This is a genomic window from Streptacidiphilus anmyonensis (genome assembly GCF_000787855.1).
Taxonomy (GTDB): Bacteria; Actinomycetota; Actinomycetes; order Streptomycetales; family Streptomycetaceae; genus Streptacidiphilus; species Streptacidiphilus anmyonensis.
This window is the reverse complement of the sequence record NZ_BBPQ01000076.1, coordinates 2,003-17,191: the sequence shown is the minus strand read 5'-3', so window position 1 is coordinate 17,191 and position 15,189 is coordinate 2,003. Positions and strand designations below refer to the sequence as shown.

The 15,189-nt window shown below is 72.8% G+C and carries 12 protein-coding genes; 9 read left to right on the top strand and 3 right to left on the bottom strand.

Features of this window, described 5'->3' with window-relative positions:
- Nucleotides 1-53 precede the first annotated feature (53 nt).
- The 5 genes from gntA (at nucleotide 54) to TR50_RS36240 (ending at nucleotide 5,865) form a co-directional block, all read left to right on the top strand.
- The gene (gene gntA, locus TR50_RS36260; protein WP_052441745.1) at nucleotides 54-899 is read left to right on the top strand and encodes a guanitoxin biosynthesis heme-dependent pre-guanitoxin N-hydroxylase GntA; all 846 of its coding nucleotides are present in this window, start codon (nucleotides 54-56) and stop codon (nucleotides 897-899) included.
- Nucleotides 896-1,351, top strand: coding sequence for a MaoC family dehydratase N-terminal domain-containing protein (locus TR50_RS36255; RefSeq protein WP_042432424.1), 456 nt, complete (start codon nucleotides 896-898; stop codon nucleotides 1,349-1,351). Before gntA ends, TR50_RS36255 begins: the two co-directional genes overlap by 4 nt.
- The gene (locus tag TR50_RS36250) at nucleotides 1,348-2,985 is read left to right on the top strand and encodes an MFS transporter (RefSeq protein WP_084701597.1); all 1,638 of its coding nucleotides are present in this window, start codon (nucleotides 1,348-1,350) and stop codon (nucleotides 2,983-2,985) included. The genes TR50_RS36255 and TR50_RS36250 overlap by 4 nt, the downstream gene beginning before the upstream one ends.
- Complete coding sequence (argS, locus tag TR50_RS36245) at nucleotides 2,975-4,711, top strand: arginine--tRNA ligase (protein ID WP_042432419.1); 1,737 nt, start codon at nucleotides 2,975-2,977, stop codon at nucleotides 4,709-4,711. The genes TR50_RS36250 and argS overlap by 11 nt, the downstream gene beginning before the upstream one ends.
- A gap of 98 nt (nucleotides 4,712-4,809) precedes the next feature.
- Nucleotides 4,810-5,865 (top strand): mechanosensitive ion channel family protein, encoded by a 1,056-nt coding sequence (locus tag TR50_RS36240; RefSeq protein WP_236654739.1) that lies wholly within the window; start codon nucleotides 4,810-4,812, stop codon nucleotides 5,863-5,865.
- On the opposite strand, the gene TR50_RS36235 is transcribed toward TR50_RS36240, so the two are convergent.
- Nucleotides 5,837-6,400: a GNAT family N-acetyltransferase gene (locus TR50_RS36235; protein WP_042432459.1), complete on the bottom strand. Its 564-nt coding sequence runs from the start codon at nucleotides 6,398-6,400 to the stop codon at nucleotides 5,837-5,839. The two genes, TR50_RS36240 and TR50_RS36235, sit on opposite strands and share 29 nt — an antisense overlap.
- Nucleotides 6,401-6,492: 92 nt before the next feature.
- Here TR50_RS36235 and TR50_RS36230 point away from each other — a divergent pair, with 92 nt between their 5' ends.
- Nucleotides 6,493-7,887 carry an MFS transporter gene (locus TR50_RS36230; RefSeq protein WP_084701607.1) on the top strand — a complete coding sequence of 465 codons (1,395 nt, stop codon included), beginning with the start codon at nucleotides 6,493-6,495 and terminating at the stop codon, nucleotides 7,885-7,887.
- A 157-nt stretch (nucleotides 7,888-8,044) separates the two neighbouring features.
- Entirely contained in the window at nucleotides 8,045-9,280 is a 1,236-nt protein-coding gene (locus TR50_RS36225; RefSeq protein ID WP_042432414.1) for an alpha/beta hydrolase family protein, read from the top strand.
- A gap of 31 nt (nucleotides 9,281-9,311) precedes the next feature.
- On the opposite strand, the gene TR50_RS36220 is transcribed toward TR50_RS36225, so the two are convergent.
- Nucleotides 9,312-9,842, bottom strand: a complete 531-nt coding sequence (locus TR50_RS36220) for a carbonic anhydrase (protein WP_042432408.1) — start codon at nucleotides 9,840-9,842, stop codon at nucleotides 9,312-9,314.
- 45 nt (nucleotides 9,843-9,887) lie between these two features.
- Nucleotides 9,888-10,241, bottom strand: coding sequence for a hypothetical protein (locus TR50_RS36215; protein WP_042432405.1), 354 nt, complete (start codon nucleotides 10,239-10,241; stop codon nucleotides 9,888-9,890).
- 280 nt (nucleotides 10,242-10,521) lie between these two features.
- On the opposite strand from TR50_RS36215, the gene TR50_RS36210 reads away from it, so the two are divergent.
- Together TR50_RS36210 and TR50_RS47325 are read left to right on the top strand one after the other, a co-directional pair.
- The gene (locus tag TR50_RS36210) at nucleotides 10,522-14,265 is read left to right on the top strand and encodes a HAMP domain-containing protein (RefSeq protein WP_042432402.1); all 3,744 of its coding nucleotides are present in this window, start codon (nucleotides 10,522-10,524) and stop codon (nucleotides 14,263-14,265) included.
- The coding region (locus tag TR50_RS47325) for an ANTAR domain-containing protein (protein ID WP_042432399.1) at nucleotides 14,262-15,189 on the top strand (928 nt) is incomplete at its 3' end. The genes TR50_RS36210 and TR50_RS47325, both read left to right, overlap by 4 nt.

The window sequence follows — 15,189 nt, the reverse complement described above, 5'->3', positions numbered from 1 at the left end:
CGGGAACCCGCACGCGGCGCCCCCGACCGCTTCAACCAACAGGAGTCGGCACAGTGCACGCAGCAGCGCGCAACCCCTTCACGCCCGCCTCGGCCGAGGTCGCGCGGTCCTACCACGGATTCCTCGACAGCCGCCTGGTCCGGTTGTCGCCCGAGGTCGCCCCGGCCGGCCCGGAGGCGGTCCGGGCGCACGAGGAGTTCCGGGCCATGGTGATGAGCGATCCCTACCCGTGCGTGGTCGGCCGGGGCCTGCTGCGCCGCGGCGACTACCGCTTCGGCTGCTACCCCGCGCTCGGCACGCCGCAGAGCGCCCGCGCGGTGGCCGCCGACCTGTGGCAGTTCATCCAGGACTTCCCGATCCGGCAGGAGACCTTCGCCTCCTTCGTGGCCTCGTTCGCCGGGCCGGACACCGAGAGCGAGCAGGAGTTCGAGGAACTCCTGTGGCAGCAGCTCCAGTCGCTGCACGATCTGGACCGCGAACACCACGACTGGAACCCGATCGTGGGGACCGATCCCAACACCAAGGGCTTCTCCTTCAGCTTCGCCGGGCGGCCCTTCTTCATCGTCGGCATGCACCCGGCCTCCTCGCGGATCGCGCGTCGGCCCGGCATGCCGGTCATCGTGTTCAACGCGCACGAGCAGTTCAACATCCTGCGCGAGAACGGGCTGATGCCGCGCATCACCCGGACCATCCGGGCGAGGGACGAGAAGCTCCAGGGCACGATCAACCCGGCCCTGGCCCTGTTCGACGCGGACCACCCGGAGACGGTCATGTACTCCGGCCGGGTCCCCGACGAGGGCTGGACCTGCCCGGTCCACATCGCCGACCGGGCCGCCGTCGCCGCCGTCGCCGCCGTCGCCGCCGTCGCCGCCGTCGAACCGGCGGGGAGCGAGAGATGACCGCACCGGGCATCCTGGACGCGGTGGGCCGGACCTACCCGCCGACCAGGCCGTACGAGGTCGGCCGCGAACACGTCCGCAGCTTCGCCGAGGCCGTCGGCGACCCCTCGACGATCTACCGGGACGTCGAGGCGGCCCGCGCGATCGGCCACCCGGACGTCCTCGCCCCGCCGACCTTCCCCGTCGTCTTCACCCAGCAGGCCGCCGAACAGGTCACCGCCGACCCGGAACTGGGCGTCGACTTCTCCCGGGTGGTCCACGGCGGACAGCGCTTCGTCTACGAGCGCCCCCTGCACGCGGGGGACCGGCTGACCTGCGTGGTCGTCATCGAGGAGGCCAAGACCCTGGCCGGCAACGTGTCGCTGACCCTGCGCACGGAGGTGTCCGACGAGGACGGGAGCCTGGTGCTGACGGAGTGGTCCACGCTGGTCGTCCGCGCGGCCGGGACATGAGTCCGACCAGACAGGAGACGGCGCCCGGCACGCCCCTCGGCGCGACCGGATCCACGCCCGGCCCGCGACCCGCCGGCGCGGCCCGCCGCTGGGCGACCCTGGCGATCGCGTGCCTGGCGGCGCTGCTGCTCGCCGTCGACGGCACCGTCCTCACCCTGGCCGTCCCCGCGTTGACGCGCAGCCTGCACCCGACGGCGAACCAGATCCTGTGGATCGCCGACGTCTACGGCTTCGTGCTCGGCGGTCTGCTCGTCACCATGGGCACCCTCGGCGACCGGATCGGGCGCAAGCGGCTGCTGCTGACCGGTGCGACGGCGTTCGCCGCCGCCTCCGCCGCCACGGCCTTCGCCCCGGACCCGGCGCTGCTCATCGCGGCCCGCGCCGCGCTCGGCGTCGCCGGGGCCACGATCATGCCGTCCACGCTGTCGATCCTGCGCAGCACCTTCACCGACCCCGGCGAGCGCGCCGCCGCGGTGGCCGTGTGGAGCACCACCTCGGTGGCGGGTTTCGCCCTCGGCCCGATCGTCGGCGGCCTGCTGCTCGCCCACTTCTGGTGGGGCTCGGTCTTCCTGGTCAACGTGCCGGTGTGCGCGGTCGTGGTGCTGGCCGGCCTGCCGGTGCTGAGCGAATCCCGCGACCCGCGCCCCGGACGGCTGGACGTGCCGGGCGTGGTGCTGTCGATCGTCGGCATGGTGGCGGCGGTCTACGCCGTCAAGGAGGGCGTGCGCGGCGGACCGGCGCGTCCCGACGTCCTGGCCGCCGCGGTGCTGGGCGTCGGCGGCCTGGTCCTGTTCGCCCGGCGGCAGGCCCGGTCGGCCGACGCGCTGATCGACCTGCGGCTCTTCCGCCGCCGGGGGTACGCCGTCTCGGTGTCCGCGGCGCTCGTCGCCATGTTCGTCACCGCCGCGCTGTCGCTGCTGTTCGCGCAGTACTTCCAACTCGTGCTGGGCTGGTCGCAGTTGCGTTCCGGGCTGGCCGCGCTGCCCGGCGCCGTCACGGCCGTGCTCGGCGGCGCGGCGGCGGTCCCGGCGGTCACCGCCCTCGGCCACCGCCGGGTCGTGCCGGCCGGCCTCGCGCTGATGGGCCTCGGCTGCGTCCTCTACCTCCCGATCGGCACCTCGGCGGACTATCCGGCGGTGCTGCTGCCGATGGCCGCCTTCGGGCTCGGCGCGGGACTGTGCGTCGCCGTCACCAACCACACCGTGGTCGAGGCGTTCCCGCCGGACCGGGCCGGTGCCGCCGCGGCCGTCTCCGAGACGGCCTTCGAGGTCGGCGGGGCCCTCGGCATCGCCCTGGTCGGCAGCGTGCTGAACGCCGTCTACCGGGCGCGCCTGGCGCTGCCGCACGGCCTGACGGCCCGGCAGGCCGCGTCGGCGCGCGAGTCGATCGGCGGCGCGCTGACCGGCACGTACGCCGGTACGTCGGCAGGCACCCCGACCGGCACGCCGGCCGGAGCAGCGGCCTCGCCGAGCGGGTCCGCGCAGGCCGTCGTCGCCGCGGCGCGGCGGGCGTTCGTCGACGGCATCCACATCGCGACCCTCGGCTGTGCGGCGGTGGCCGGGCTGCTCGCCGTGGTCGCGCTGTTCGCACTGCGAGGAACACACCAGGAGGTCAGGACAAGTGATGCACGGTAACGTGGGCGTCGAGCTGGGCCGACGCGTGGCGGCGGCGGTGCAGGCGGCACTGGATCTCCCCGTCAGCGAGCAGGACGCGCTGATCCGCCCGTCGAAGCGGGACGGCGTCGACTACCAGAGCAACATCGCGATGGGCCTCGCCCGGACGCTGGGCCGGGACCCGCGGGATGTCGCCGCGGACATCGTCGCCCACCTGGACGCCGCCGACATCGTCGAGCCGCCGCAGGTCAGCGGCACCGGGTTCGTCAACCTGGTGCTGACCGACGACTGGCTCGCCGCGCGGGCGGGCTCCCTGCTGGACGACGAGCGGCTCGGCGCCCCGCCCACCGACAGCCCGCGCCGCATCGCGATCGACTACTCCAGCCCCAACGTCGCCAAGGAGATGCACGTCGGCCACCTGCGCTCCTCCGTGCTCGGCGACGCGATCAGCAGGCTGCTGCGGTTCGCCGGTCACGAGGTCGTCCCGCACAACCACATCGGCGACTGGGGCACCCCGTTCGGCATGCTCATCGAGCACATGGTCGACGAGGGCCGGACCGGCTCGGACGACGACGCCTCGATCAGCGACCTGAACGGCTTCTACCAGGAGGCGCGCAAGAAGTTCGACGCCGAACTGGAGTTCGCCAACCGCGCGCGCCGCCGCGTCGTGCTGCTCCAGGGCGGCCACCAGGAGACCCTTGCCCTGTGGCGGCGGCTCGTGGAGGCGTCGGCCCGGCACTTCGAGGAGGTCTACGCGCTCCTGGGCATCCAGCTGACCCCCGCCGACGTCTACGGGGAGAGCTTCTACAACCCGTTCCTGGCCGACGTCGTCAAGCAGCTCAGCGCCAAACGCCTGGTCAAGGTCAGCGGCGGCGCGATCTGCGCGTTCCCCGAGGGCTTCACCAACCGCGACGGCGACCCGCAGGCCGTGATCGTCCGCAAGCGCGGCGGCGGCTACGGCTACGCCACCACCGACCTGGCCACCGCCCGCTACTGGATCGAGGAGCGCGGCGCCGACGACCTGCTGTACGTCGTGGGCAGCCCGCAGGCGCAGCACTTCGCGCTGGTCTTCGCCGTGCTGCGCGAGGCGGGCTGGCTCACCGGCGACCACCACGCCCAGCACATCGGCTTCGGCACGATCCTCGGCCAGGACGGCCGCACCATCCGCACCCGCGCGGGCGGCTCCGTCAAGCTCGTCGACCTGCTCGTCGAGGCCGTCGACCACGCGGCGCGGATCGCGGAGCGGACGGCGCTGCCGGAGGCGGAGCGGACGGCGGTCGCCCGCGCGGTCGGCATCGGCGCCGTCAAGTACGCCGACCTGTCGGGCGACCGCCGCAACGACTACGTCTTCGACTGGAACCGGATGCTGGCGATGACCGGCAACACCGCCGTCTACCTCCAGTACGCCAACTGCCGGATCCGCTCGGTGCTGCACCGGGCCGGGGCCGAACCGGCCGCCGGAACGCCGGTGCTGCTCACCGACCCGCGCGAGCGCGACCTGCTGCTGCGGATCCTGCGGTTCCCGGCCGCGTGCGCGGCCGCGACGCGCGACTACGCCCCGCACAAGCTCTGCACCCACCTCTACGAGACGGCCAGCGCGTTCTCCGCCTTCTACGCGAGCTGCCCGATCCTCGGCGCCGACTCGCCGCAGGTGCGCGACTCCCGGCTGGTGCTGGCCACGCTCACCTCGCGGGTGCTGACCCTGGGGCTCTCGCTGCTCGGGATCGAGGCGCCGGAACGGATGTAGCGCGGGCCACTCGTCCTCCCCGTTTGGGCCGCGCCGCGCCCGGTTAGGCGCGGCCAGGACAGGCGCGCAAGCGCACCAGGACCGTGGGGAGGTCACACGTGAATCCAGCCGTCGCATCGGTCGCAGTGCCGCTGATCGCGATCGCCGCAGCTGTGGTGGCCGCGTGGTTGGCGGTCGAGGCCGTCGAACGGGTGGCGCGGCGCACGATCCGAGGCCGCGCGGCCCGCGGGGCCTCCCTGCGGCTGCTGGGACGCTGCCGCCGCCCGCTGCTGGCCACGCTGGTTCCGCTCGCGCTGCTGATCGCCGGCAGCCGCTTCCGCTGGGCGGGAGACGCGGACGGCGCCGCCCGGCACACCCTGGTGGTGCTGCTGATCGCCGCCGCGGCCTGGCTGGCCTACCAGGTCGCCAGCGTGGGTTTCGACCTCGGCCTCGCCCGCTACACCGTCCAGCCCAGGGACGCCGCACGGGTGCGGCGGGTGCGCACCCAGGCGGACCTGATGCGCCGGATGACCGGCGCGCTGTGCGCGGTCCTCGCGGTCGCGGCGATCCTGATGACCTTCCGCACCGTGCGCACGATCGGCACCAGCGTCTTCGCCTCCGCGGGCCTGATCGGGGTGATCGCGGGCATCGCCGCGCAGAGCACGCTGGCCAACCTGTTCGCGGGCATGCAGCTCGCCTTCGGCGACATGATGCGCATCGGCGACGAGGTCGTCGTCGCCGACGAGTGGGGCACCGTCGAGGAGATCACGCTCACCTACGTGGTGGTCGCCACCTGGGACCAGCGCCGCATCGTCATGCCCGCCTCCGCGTTCGCCGGCAAGCCGTTCGAGAACTGGTCCCGCCGCGACCCCGCGATCACCGGCACCGCGCTGATCCACGTCGACTACCGCGCCGAGGTCGCCGACCTGCGCGAGCGCCTCTCCGAGGTGCTGCTCTCCACCAAGCTCTGGAACGGCGACGGCCAGGCCCTCCAGGTCGTGGACACCACCCCGACCACCCTGGTGGTGCGCGCCCTGATGACCGCCGACAACGCCTCCGACGCCTTCGAACTGCGCTGCCTCGTCCGCGAGCAGCTCGCCGCCTACCTCCGCGACGAGCAGCCCCACGCGCTGCCGCGCGTGCCGGTCAACGCAGCTCCCACTGCTCCTTCGTGATCTCGTACCGCACGCCCCCCTGCTCGGCGCCCTCGATCATCTGCATGTCCTCGGGCACGGGGATGCTGCCTGCGAGCCTCATGCCCAGCTTCTCCATGACCCGGCGCGAACCGCTGTTCACGGTCATCGTGGCGGCCCAGACGCTGCGCAGGCCGAGCGCGGTGAACCCCTTGTGCAGCAGACCCTGCGAGCCCTCGGTGGCGTACCCCTTGCCCCAGGCGGCCTGCCGCAGCCGGTAGCCGAGCTCGGCCTCGTCCCGCGGGCCGTCGGGCTCGGGCCGCAGGTGGAACCAGCCGACGAACGCGCCCCCGTCCCGCTCGTGCGCGGCGAACAGGCCGAGGTCGCCGTCCCACCTCTCGTACCCGGCGATGATGTACGGCAGATGGCTCTCCCGGACGATCTCCGGCGCGGTCGCCTGACCCCCGGTCAGGTAGCGCATCACCGCCGGGTCGCTGTCGAGCTCGATCAGCAGGTCGGCGTCGTCGGCCGTGAAATGCCGCAGGGTCAGGCGGTCGGTCTCCAGGTAGCTCTTCACGGGGCGGATCATGCCCGAGGCACGCAGGGCGGCTCAACGGCTTTTCTGCGCGCACGCCCGTGGATACAGTGGCGCGCCTGATCATCACGGGCATGACAGCGGAACCGGGGGACGGGGCGGGGGACGAGGTGGCGGGGAGACTCTCCTTGCGCGGCCGGGCGGACGCGGTGTTGATCAACCGTGACTTCGCACGGCTGTGGTACGGCCAGGCGGTGTCGACGCTCGGGGACTACGTCTTCGACACGACGCTGGTGCTCTGGGTGGCCACCGTACTGGCCCCCGGGAGGGCATGGGCGCCCGCCGCGGTCAGCGGTGTGATGCTGGCGGTCGGGGCGTCGGTCCTGGTCGTGGGTCCGCTGGCGGGGGTGTTCGTCGACCGCTGGGACCGCAAGCGGGTGATGCTGCGGACGGAGCTGGTGCGCGCCGCACTGACCGGCCTGCTCGCCGTGCTCTCCTTCCTGCCGACCTCCGCGCTGCCGACCGGGGTCTGGCTCGCGGTGATCTACGCGCTGGTCTTCGCGGTCAACGCCGCCGGACAGTTCTTCTCCCCGGCGCGCTTCGCCGTGCTGGGCGAGGTGGTCCCGGGCGAAGCCGACCGGGCCCGCGCCGCGGGCGTCGGGCAGGCGACCACCGCCACCGCCTCCATCCTCGGGCCGCCGCTGGCCGCACCGCTTCTGTTCACGGCCGGACTCCAGTGGGCGCTGCTGCTCAACGCCCTGTCCTACCTGTTCTCCTGGTGGTCCATCCGCGGTGTCCGCACCGCCGGACAAGGGCACGCCGCCGGCGACGAAGGCCAAGCGGCCAGACTGTGGCAGGAGTTCGCCGCCGGGTTGCGGTTCTTCGCCGGAAACCGGTTCCTGGTGGCGCTGCTGGGCATCGCGGTCATCGCCCAGTGCGGGACCGGCGCGCTCAACTCGCTCAACGTCTTCTTCGTCACCGACAACCTGCACACCTCCTCACGGCTGTTCGGCTTCGTCGCCACCGCGTTCGGCGTCGGGGCGATCGGCGGATCCCTGGTGGCCGGACGGGTGGTCAAACGGATCGGAGCGCGGGCGACGACATGGGGCGCGCTGCTCGTCACCGGCCTGCTGGTGCTGGCCTACGCACGGCAGACCGAGTTCCTCGCCGGCGTGATCCTGCTGACCGGTGTCGCGCTCCCGGTCGCGATGCTCAACACCGCGATGACGCCGCTGCTCCTGGAGGCGACGCCGCAGGAGTATCTGGGCCGGATGATCGCGGTCTTCAACCCGGTCAACGAGCTCGCCTCGATGCTCTCCGTCGTCGCCGCAGGCTGGCTCGCGAGTTCGGCCCTGCGTGACTTCCACGCCCGGGTCGCCGGGTTGGCCGTCGGCAGCATCGACACGATCTTCTCCGCCGCCGGATGCTGCGTTCTGCTCGCGGGCCTGTACGCGGCCGTCGCGCTGCCGCGTGGCGGCACGGCGCAGCCGGCTTCGGAACCTGAAGCCGCGGCCGTGACGGCCGGCTGAGGCACGCTTCATCACTGGGTCGCGACCAGTGCCGGGTCCGGAGAGAGCTGAAGTGGACAGGGGTGGACAGTCACCCGCTCCGATCCGGCCTGGAGAGTGGACACCGCCCCACACAAGACTGCGCTTCATCAGTCCCGTGAGGTGAAGGAGAAGAGTGATGGAGCGACTGCTGTTCCCCGGTGACGCCCAGTTCTGGTACGAGACCCTGCGCTCGTTCGGCCACATCGCCTACGGCGGCGCGGACTTCGGCGAGGTGGTCGCCACCGCTGGGCGGATCGCCGAGGGCGACTACGGCAGTTGGCACAAGGAGTGGCTGGCCACGGCCGACCGGGTGGCGGACGAGGCCCGGCGGGCCCTGGAGGCGGGCCACCCGGTGAGCGCCAGGGACGGATTCCTCAGGGCGTCCAACTACTACCGCTCAGCCGAGTTCTTCCTGCACGGCCACCCGTGCGACCCCCGGCACCAGCACGCCTACGAGCGCTCCGTGGAGTGCTTCCGTTCGGCGGCCGCCCTGTCCAGTCCCCGGATCGAGCCGATCGAGATCCCCTACGAGGGAACCACACTGCCCGGCTACCTCTATCGGGCCGACGACTCGGGTGAACCGCGTCCGACCCTGGTCCTGCACAACGGATTCGACGGAACCGCCGAGGAGATGCACTTCTTCGGAGCCGTGGCCGGAGTGGAGCGGGGCTACACCGTCCTGGTCTTCGACGGTCCGGGCCAGCCGGGACCGCTGCACCGCGAGGGGCTGACCTTCCGCCCCGACTGGGAGAACGTGGTGGGTCCCGTCCTGGACTTCGCCACCGGCCTGCCGGAGGTCGACAACGAGCGCATCGCCCTGCTCGGCAACAGCATGGGCGGCCTCCTCGCACCGAGGGCGGCGGCGTTCGAAAACCGCCTGGCCGCGGTGATCGCCCTGGACGGCGTCTACGACCTCGGCCCTGCGGTGACCCGCTTCCTGCCCGGCGAGCGGGCCGAGGCGGAACGGCGGCTGCGCGCCGAGACGGACCCGGAGCTCGACGCCCTGTTCGAGCAGCGGATGGCCGAGGACCCGGTGGTGCGCTGGGCGATCAACCACGGCATGTACGTCATGGGCGTGGACACGCCCCGGGCGTTCGGCGCCGCCTACCTCGACTACCGCCTCCACGGCATCGCGGAACGGATCCAGTGCCCGGTCCTGGTCTGCGACGCCGAGGAGGACCTGTTCTTCGCCGGACAGGCCAGGCAGCTCTACGACGAGCTCACCTGCCCCAAGACCTTTCTGGAGTTCACGGCGCAGGAGGGCGCCGACGCCCACTGCCAGGTCGGCGCCCAGCGACTGGCCATGGCGAGGATCTACGACTGGCTGGACGACACCCTCGGACGCCACGGGTCGACGCCCGCCGCCGCGTAGCCACGGAGCGAGCCGTCCGACCGACCAGGCGTCATGCTTCCACGCGGGCAGGGGGGACGACGACCTCGACGCGCCCGGTGGCCACGTCGTACACGAGCCCCGAGACGAGGACTCCGGCCCGAAGCCGCGGCCTGAGGGTCTCGACGTCGACGCGGACGGCGGCGAACGGGTCGCTGACCGCCTTGGCGTCGAGGTCCTCGGCCGGAACATCGAAGTAGTCGGCCAGCAGTTCGGGGAACGCGGCCAGGTCCGTGATCCCGCAGTCGGTGTGGTGCAGGACCGCGTAGTGGTGGTCGGTCGGGCCGGGGCCGCCCGTGCGGGCCTGCACCACCTTCGAGAGCATCGCCAGCGTCCGCAGGGTCGCGGGCGTGACCCGGCCTCCGACGTTGCGGATCACCGCCGCCTCGCCCAGGCTCAGCCCGAGGACGTGGGACGGGTCGACCCGGGGGTCGACGCAGCCGATCACCGTCAGGCTGCCGCTGGGCATGAGCCTCAGGTCGGCGAACGATCCGCCGTCGGCGAACCCGGCGTTCCGCTCGACCAGCTCGTCGGTGTGGATCACGGTGGCGGCAACCCCTTCCTGCGAGCTCCGGTTGCCGCCATCGTGTCAGATCATCGGGCCCAGGCCCGGGAAGCCGCCGTAGTAGGTGCCCAGGCGGGTCCAGAAGTCGTCGTCGTTGCGTTCGAAGGCAGGGGCGTCCTTGACCTCGTCCTTCGTGCGGGCCACGTGGACCGTGCCGTGGGCGCCGTCGACGCGGGAGACCGCGCCGACCGGGACGACCACACGGCGGCCGAAGATCCATGTGCCGGTGTCGACGATCAGCGAGCGCTGCTCGTCGCGGTCGAGGACCGCCTCGACGTGGCCGATCGGGCCGTCGGCGGCTTCGACGCGGTAGCCGGTCACGTCCTCGCCGGCCAGCAGGCCGCTGTCGGTCGGGTAGCTCCACAGCTGCCGGTTCACTCGGGCACCTCCACGGTGTCGGGGCCGGTCCGTGCGGACCGGCTCGTGTGGCGCGCCTACCCCGGGTTCGCGGACCGACACGGGGTGTGTCGACGGGCGTGGTCTTTCTCTCAATCCGAACGGACGCCGGATCGGCCGTAGGGCCCGGAACCATGGGGATCCACCGCCCCCGGACATCCTCGGCGTGCTCGCGTCAGGCGTGTCCACGAACGGCCGCGTCCCCATAAGCTGGGCGGAATGTTCGCGAGTGGCTGGTCCGGTTCGTTTCGCGAACCGGCGGATGGCCGGGAGGACGGTGGCTGCGGTGGCGGGCGTGTCGGGCGGGGAACACGGACAGCTCGAGGTGGCGGCCCCGGGCACGCCGGAGGCGGGGCTGGGCCAGCTGCTGGCGGGGCTGACCGCCGTCAAGGACGGCGACTTCAGCACCCGGCTGTCGGACGAGGGCGAAGGACTGCTCGGCGAGATCGCCGTCGTCTTCAACGGCATGGTCGACCAGCTGTCGCTGTTCACCTCGGAGGTGACCCGCGTCGCCCGTGAGGTCGGCACCGAGGGCCGGCTCGGCGGTCAGGCCGAGGTGCCGGGCGTCGACGGCTCCTGGAAGGCGCTGACGGACAACGTCAACGCCATGGCGGGCAATCTGACCACGCAGGTGCGCGACATCGCGCAGGTGGCCACGGCCGTCGCCAGCGGCGACCTCTCGCAGAAGATCGAGGTCGACGCGCGCGGCGAGATCCTCGAACTCAAGAGCACCGTCAACACGATGGTCGATCAGCTCTCCTCCTTCGCCGCCGAGGTGACCCGCGTCGCGCTCGAGGTCGGCACCGAGGGACGGCTCGGCGGCCAGGCCGAGGTGCCCGGCGTCGCCGGGGTCTGGCGCGACCTCACCGACTCGGTCAACTTCATGGCCGGCAATCTGACCGGCCAGGTCCGGGCCATCGCGCAGGTCGCCACCTCGGTCGCGCAGGGCGACCTGACCCGGAAGATCGAGGTCGACGCGCGCGGCGAGATCCTCGGGCTCAAGACGACCATCAACACGATGGTCGATCAGCTCTCCGCCTTCGCCGACGAGGTGACCCGGGTCGCCCGCGAGGTGGGCACCGAGGGCAACCTCGGCGGACAGGCCACCGTCCGCGGCGTCTCCGGGACCTGGAAGGACCTGACCGAGTCCGTCAACGTCATGGCGGACAACCTCACCGCGCAGGTCCGCTCGATCGCGCAGGTCACCACGGCCGTCGCGCAGGGCGACCTGACCCGCAAGATCGACGTCGACGCGCGCGGCGAGATCCTGCGACTCAAGACGACCATCAACACCATGGTCGACCAGCTGTCCTCGTTCGCCGCCGAGGTCACCCGCGTGGCGCGCGAGGTCGGCAGCGAGGGACGCCTGGGCGGGCAGGCCGAGGTCGAGGGCGTCTCCGGCACCTGGAAGCGGCTGACCGAGAACGTCAACGAGCTGGCCGGGAACCTCACCCGGCAGGTGCGCGCCATCGCGACGGTGACCAGCGCCGTCGCCAAGGGCGACCTGACCCGCTCGATCGCCGTCGACGCGTCAGGCGAGGTCGCCGACCTCAAGGACAACATCAACGCCATGGTCGAGTCGCTGCGCGAGACCACCCGGGCCAACCGCGACCAGGACTGGCTCAAGACCAACCTGGCCCGCCTCTCCGCCCTGATGCAGGGCCGCCGCGACCTTCCGCTGGTCGCCGAGCTCGTCATGGACGAGCTGACCCCGCTGGTGGACGCCCAGTACGGCGCCTTCTACGTGGCGGCGGAGGCCCCCGAGGGCCCGCGCCTGTACGCCATCGGCTCCTTCGGGCGCGCGCCCGGGGAGCCCACCAGCTACGCCTTCGGCGAGACCCTGGTCGGCCAGGCGGCCCGCAGTCGGCGCACCATCGACGTCGAGAACCTCCCGCCCGGCTACGCCACCATCTCCTCCGGGATGGGCCGCATCGCGCCCACCGCCCTGGTGGTGCTGCCGATCGTGGTCGAGGACCAGGTCCTCGGCGTCATCGAGCTCGGCTCGGTCACGCCGTTCAGCGCGGTCCACCGCGACTTCCTGGACCGGCTGATGGAGACCATCGGCGTCAACGTCAACTCCATCCTCGCCAACGCCCGCACCGAGGAGCTGCTGGCCGAGTCGCAGCGGCTGGCCGCCGAACTCCAGGCCCAGTCCGGCGAGCTCCAGTCGCGTCAGGACGAGCTGCAGCGCTCCAACGCGCAGCTGGAGGAGAAGGCGGCGCTGCTGGTCTCGCAGAACAACGACATCGAGACCAAGAACCTCCAGATCGAGAAAGCCCGCCAGGAGCTGGAGATGCGCGCCCAGCAGCTCGCCCTGGCGTCCAAGTACAAGTCGGAGTTCCTGGCCAACATGAGCCACGAGCTGCGCACGCCGCTGAACAGCCTGCTCATCCTCGCGCAGCTGCTGGCCCAGAACCCGGGACGGAACCTGACGCCCAAGCAGGTCGAGTACGCGGGCGTCATCCACTCCGCCGGCTCGGACCTGCTCCAGCTCATCAACGACATCCTGGACCTGTCCAAGGTCGAGGCGGGCCGGATGGACCTCAGCCTGGAGGAGGTGGCGCTGCGGGCCCTGCTCGACTACGTCGACGCCACCTTCCGCCCCCTCACCAGCGAGAAGGCGCTCCAGTTCCGCGTCGCGGTGCTCCCCGGCACGCCGTCGGCGATGGTGACGGACGAGTCGCGGCTGCGGCAGGTGCTGCGCAACCTGCTCTCCAACGCCGTGAAGTTCACCGAACGGGGCATCGTCGACCTGCGGATCTCCTGCCCGGCCCCGGAGGAGCTGCCCCGGGGCGTCGAGGGCTACGGCCCGTTCATCGCGTTCGAGGTCCACGACACCGGCATCGGCATCTCCGAGGACCAGCTGGCCACCATCTTCGAGGCGTTCCAGCAGGCCGACGGCACCACCAGCCGCCGCTACGGCGGCACCGGGCTGGGGCTGTCGATCAGCAGGGAGCTCGCGCAGCTGCTGGGCGGCGTCATCACCGTCACCAGCCGTCCGGGCGAGGGCAGCAGCTTCGTGCTGTACCTGCCGCTGCGCCACCCCGAGTCGCCCGACGCGTCCGACGCGCCCGAGCACGCGGACGCCGAGGTGCCCGCCCAGGTGGGGCGCGGCGGCACGGCGGGCGGCGACGCCTGGTCGCGCGACGGCTTCGCCGCCGTCGAACCGACCTCCGAGCGGCGCCTGCTGATCGTGGAACGGGAGGCGCGCGGCCTGCTCACACTGGTCGCCGAGAGCGCCGTCGGCGACCTGGCCGCCGCCGACCCCGACGGAAGCCCGGTCCGGCTGAGCACCGCGACCGGGGTGACCGAGGCGGCCGCCGTGCTCGCGCTGGACCACCAGCACTGCATCGTCGTCGAACTGGACGACCCCGACCCGCAGATGTGGCGCTTCCTGCACGCGCTCGACGACGACCACGCGCTGCGCGACATCCCGCTGGTCGTCCACGGCCGCGGCCTGTCCGGGGCGCAGGAGCAGACGCTGCGCGGTCTGGGCGCGCGTCCGCTCGACGTCACCGGCAGCCTGGACGAGCTGCGGGACCGGGTGCGCGAGCGGCTGGCCTCCCAGACGCCCGTCCCCGTCCCCGTCGCCGCGAGGACGGCGGCGGCCGCCGTCGAGGTCGACGAACGCCTGGCCGCGCGGACGGTGCTGGTCGTCGACGACGACGTGCGCAACGTCTTCGCGGTGACCCAGATCCTGGAGATGCAGGGCATGCGGGTGCTCCACGCGGAGGACGGACGGCTCGGCATCGAGACGCTGACGGCCCATCCCGAGGTGGACCTGGTGCTGATGGACGTGATGATGCCCGAGATGGACGGCTACCAGGCGACCGCCGCGATCCGGGCCATGCCGCAGTACGCCACGCTGCCGGTCATCGCGGTCACCGCGAAGGCCATGCCGGGCGACCGGGACAAGAGCCTGGCCGCCGGGTCGGACGCGTACGTGACCAAGCCCGTCGCCGCGCAGCAGCTGATCGCCACCATCCGGGAGGTTCTGGATCTGTGACCGGTCACCAGGAGGGCGCCGCCGCCCGCGAGGAGCCCCTCTCCACGGGTCTCGCAGGGCTGGCCGAAGTGTTCGACCGGGTCCAGGCGGTGCTGGACGCCGCCGGAGACGGCACGGACGCGCGGGTGCTGATCGACCGGGCCGTCGGCGTGCTGATGGAACGTCTGGGCTGCGGCCCGGAGGACGCGCTGCGACACCTCCACGGCCTGGCCCGCGCCGAGAGCCGCACCGTGCTGCGCTGCGCCGACCAGATCCTGACCGACCGGGCGACCCGCGCGACGGCCTACGACGGCGGCCCCGCGAGCACGTGGGCGACCGGCGCGGCCGACCCGGCGGCGCGCGGCGGAGTGCCCGGCAGCGGGGCCGGTGCCGGGCACTACGGCGGGGCCCTGACTGGCGCGCCTGATGGTGCCGAGGACTCGGCCTCGGGCCCCGGAGGTACGCGCGTGGCCGACCCGAACGCGTGGGGCGCGGTTCGCGGCGGACCCCGTGGCGGTGAGGACCGGGCGGTGGGCCCCGGAAGCGGGCGCGTGTCCGGCGCAGCCGGGCCGGCGGTGCTCGGCGGCGTCGCCAGCGGCCTGGTCGGGCGCCTGCCCTCGGAGACCCGAAGCGCGGGCGTGGCCGTCACGACTGACGCGTCGGCGGGCGCGCTGCCGCGCTGGCACGCCGAGGACGGGCAGCGGGCCGTGAAGGCCATCCTGGAGCACGCCGTGCAGCCCTTCGGGGCGGACAGCGTCCAACTGTGGGCCGTTCGCGAGGACGGCGGGCTGCGGCTCGCCGGGCGTGCGGGCCTGCGGCTCGCGGCCGGGGCCGGCGTCACCCCGGGCTCCGCGGCCGCTCAGGAGGCCTCCGCCGAGGCGGTGCGCAGCGGCGCGGTCGTGTGGGCCGCAGCCGGGCCCGGGGCCACCGGCGGGTCCGCGACGG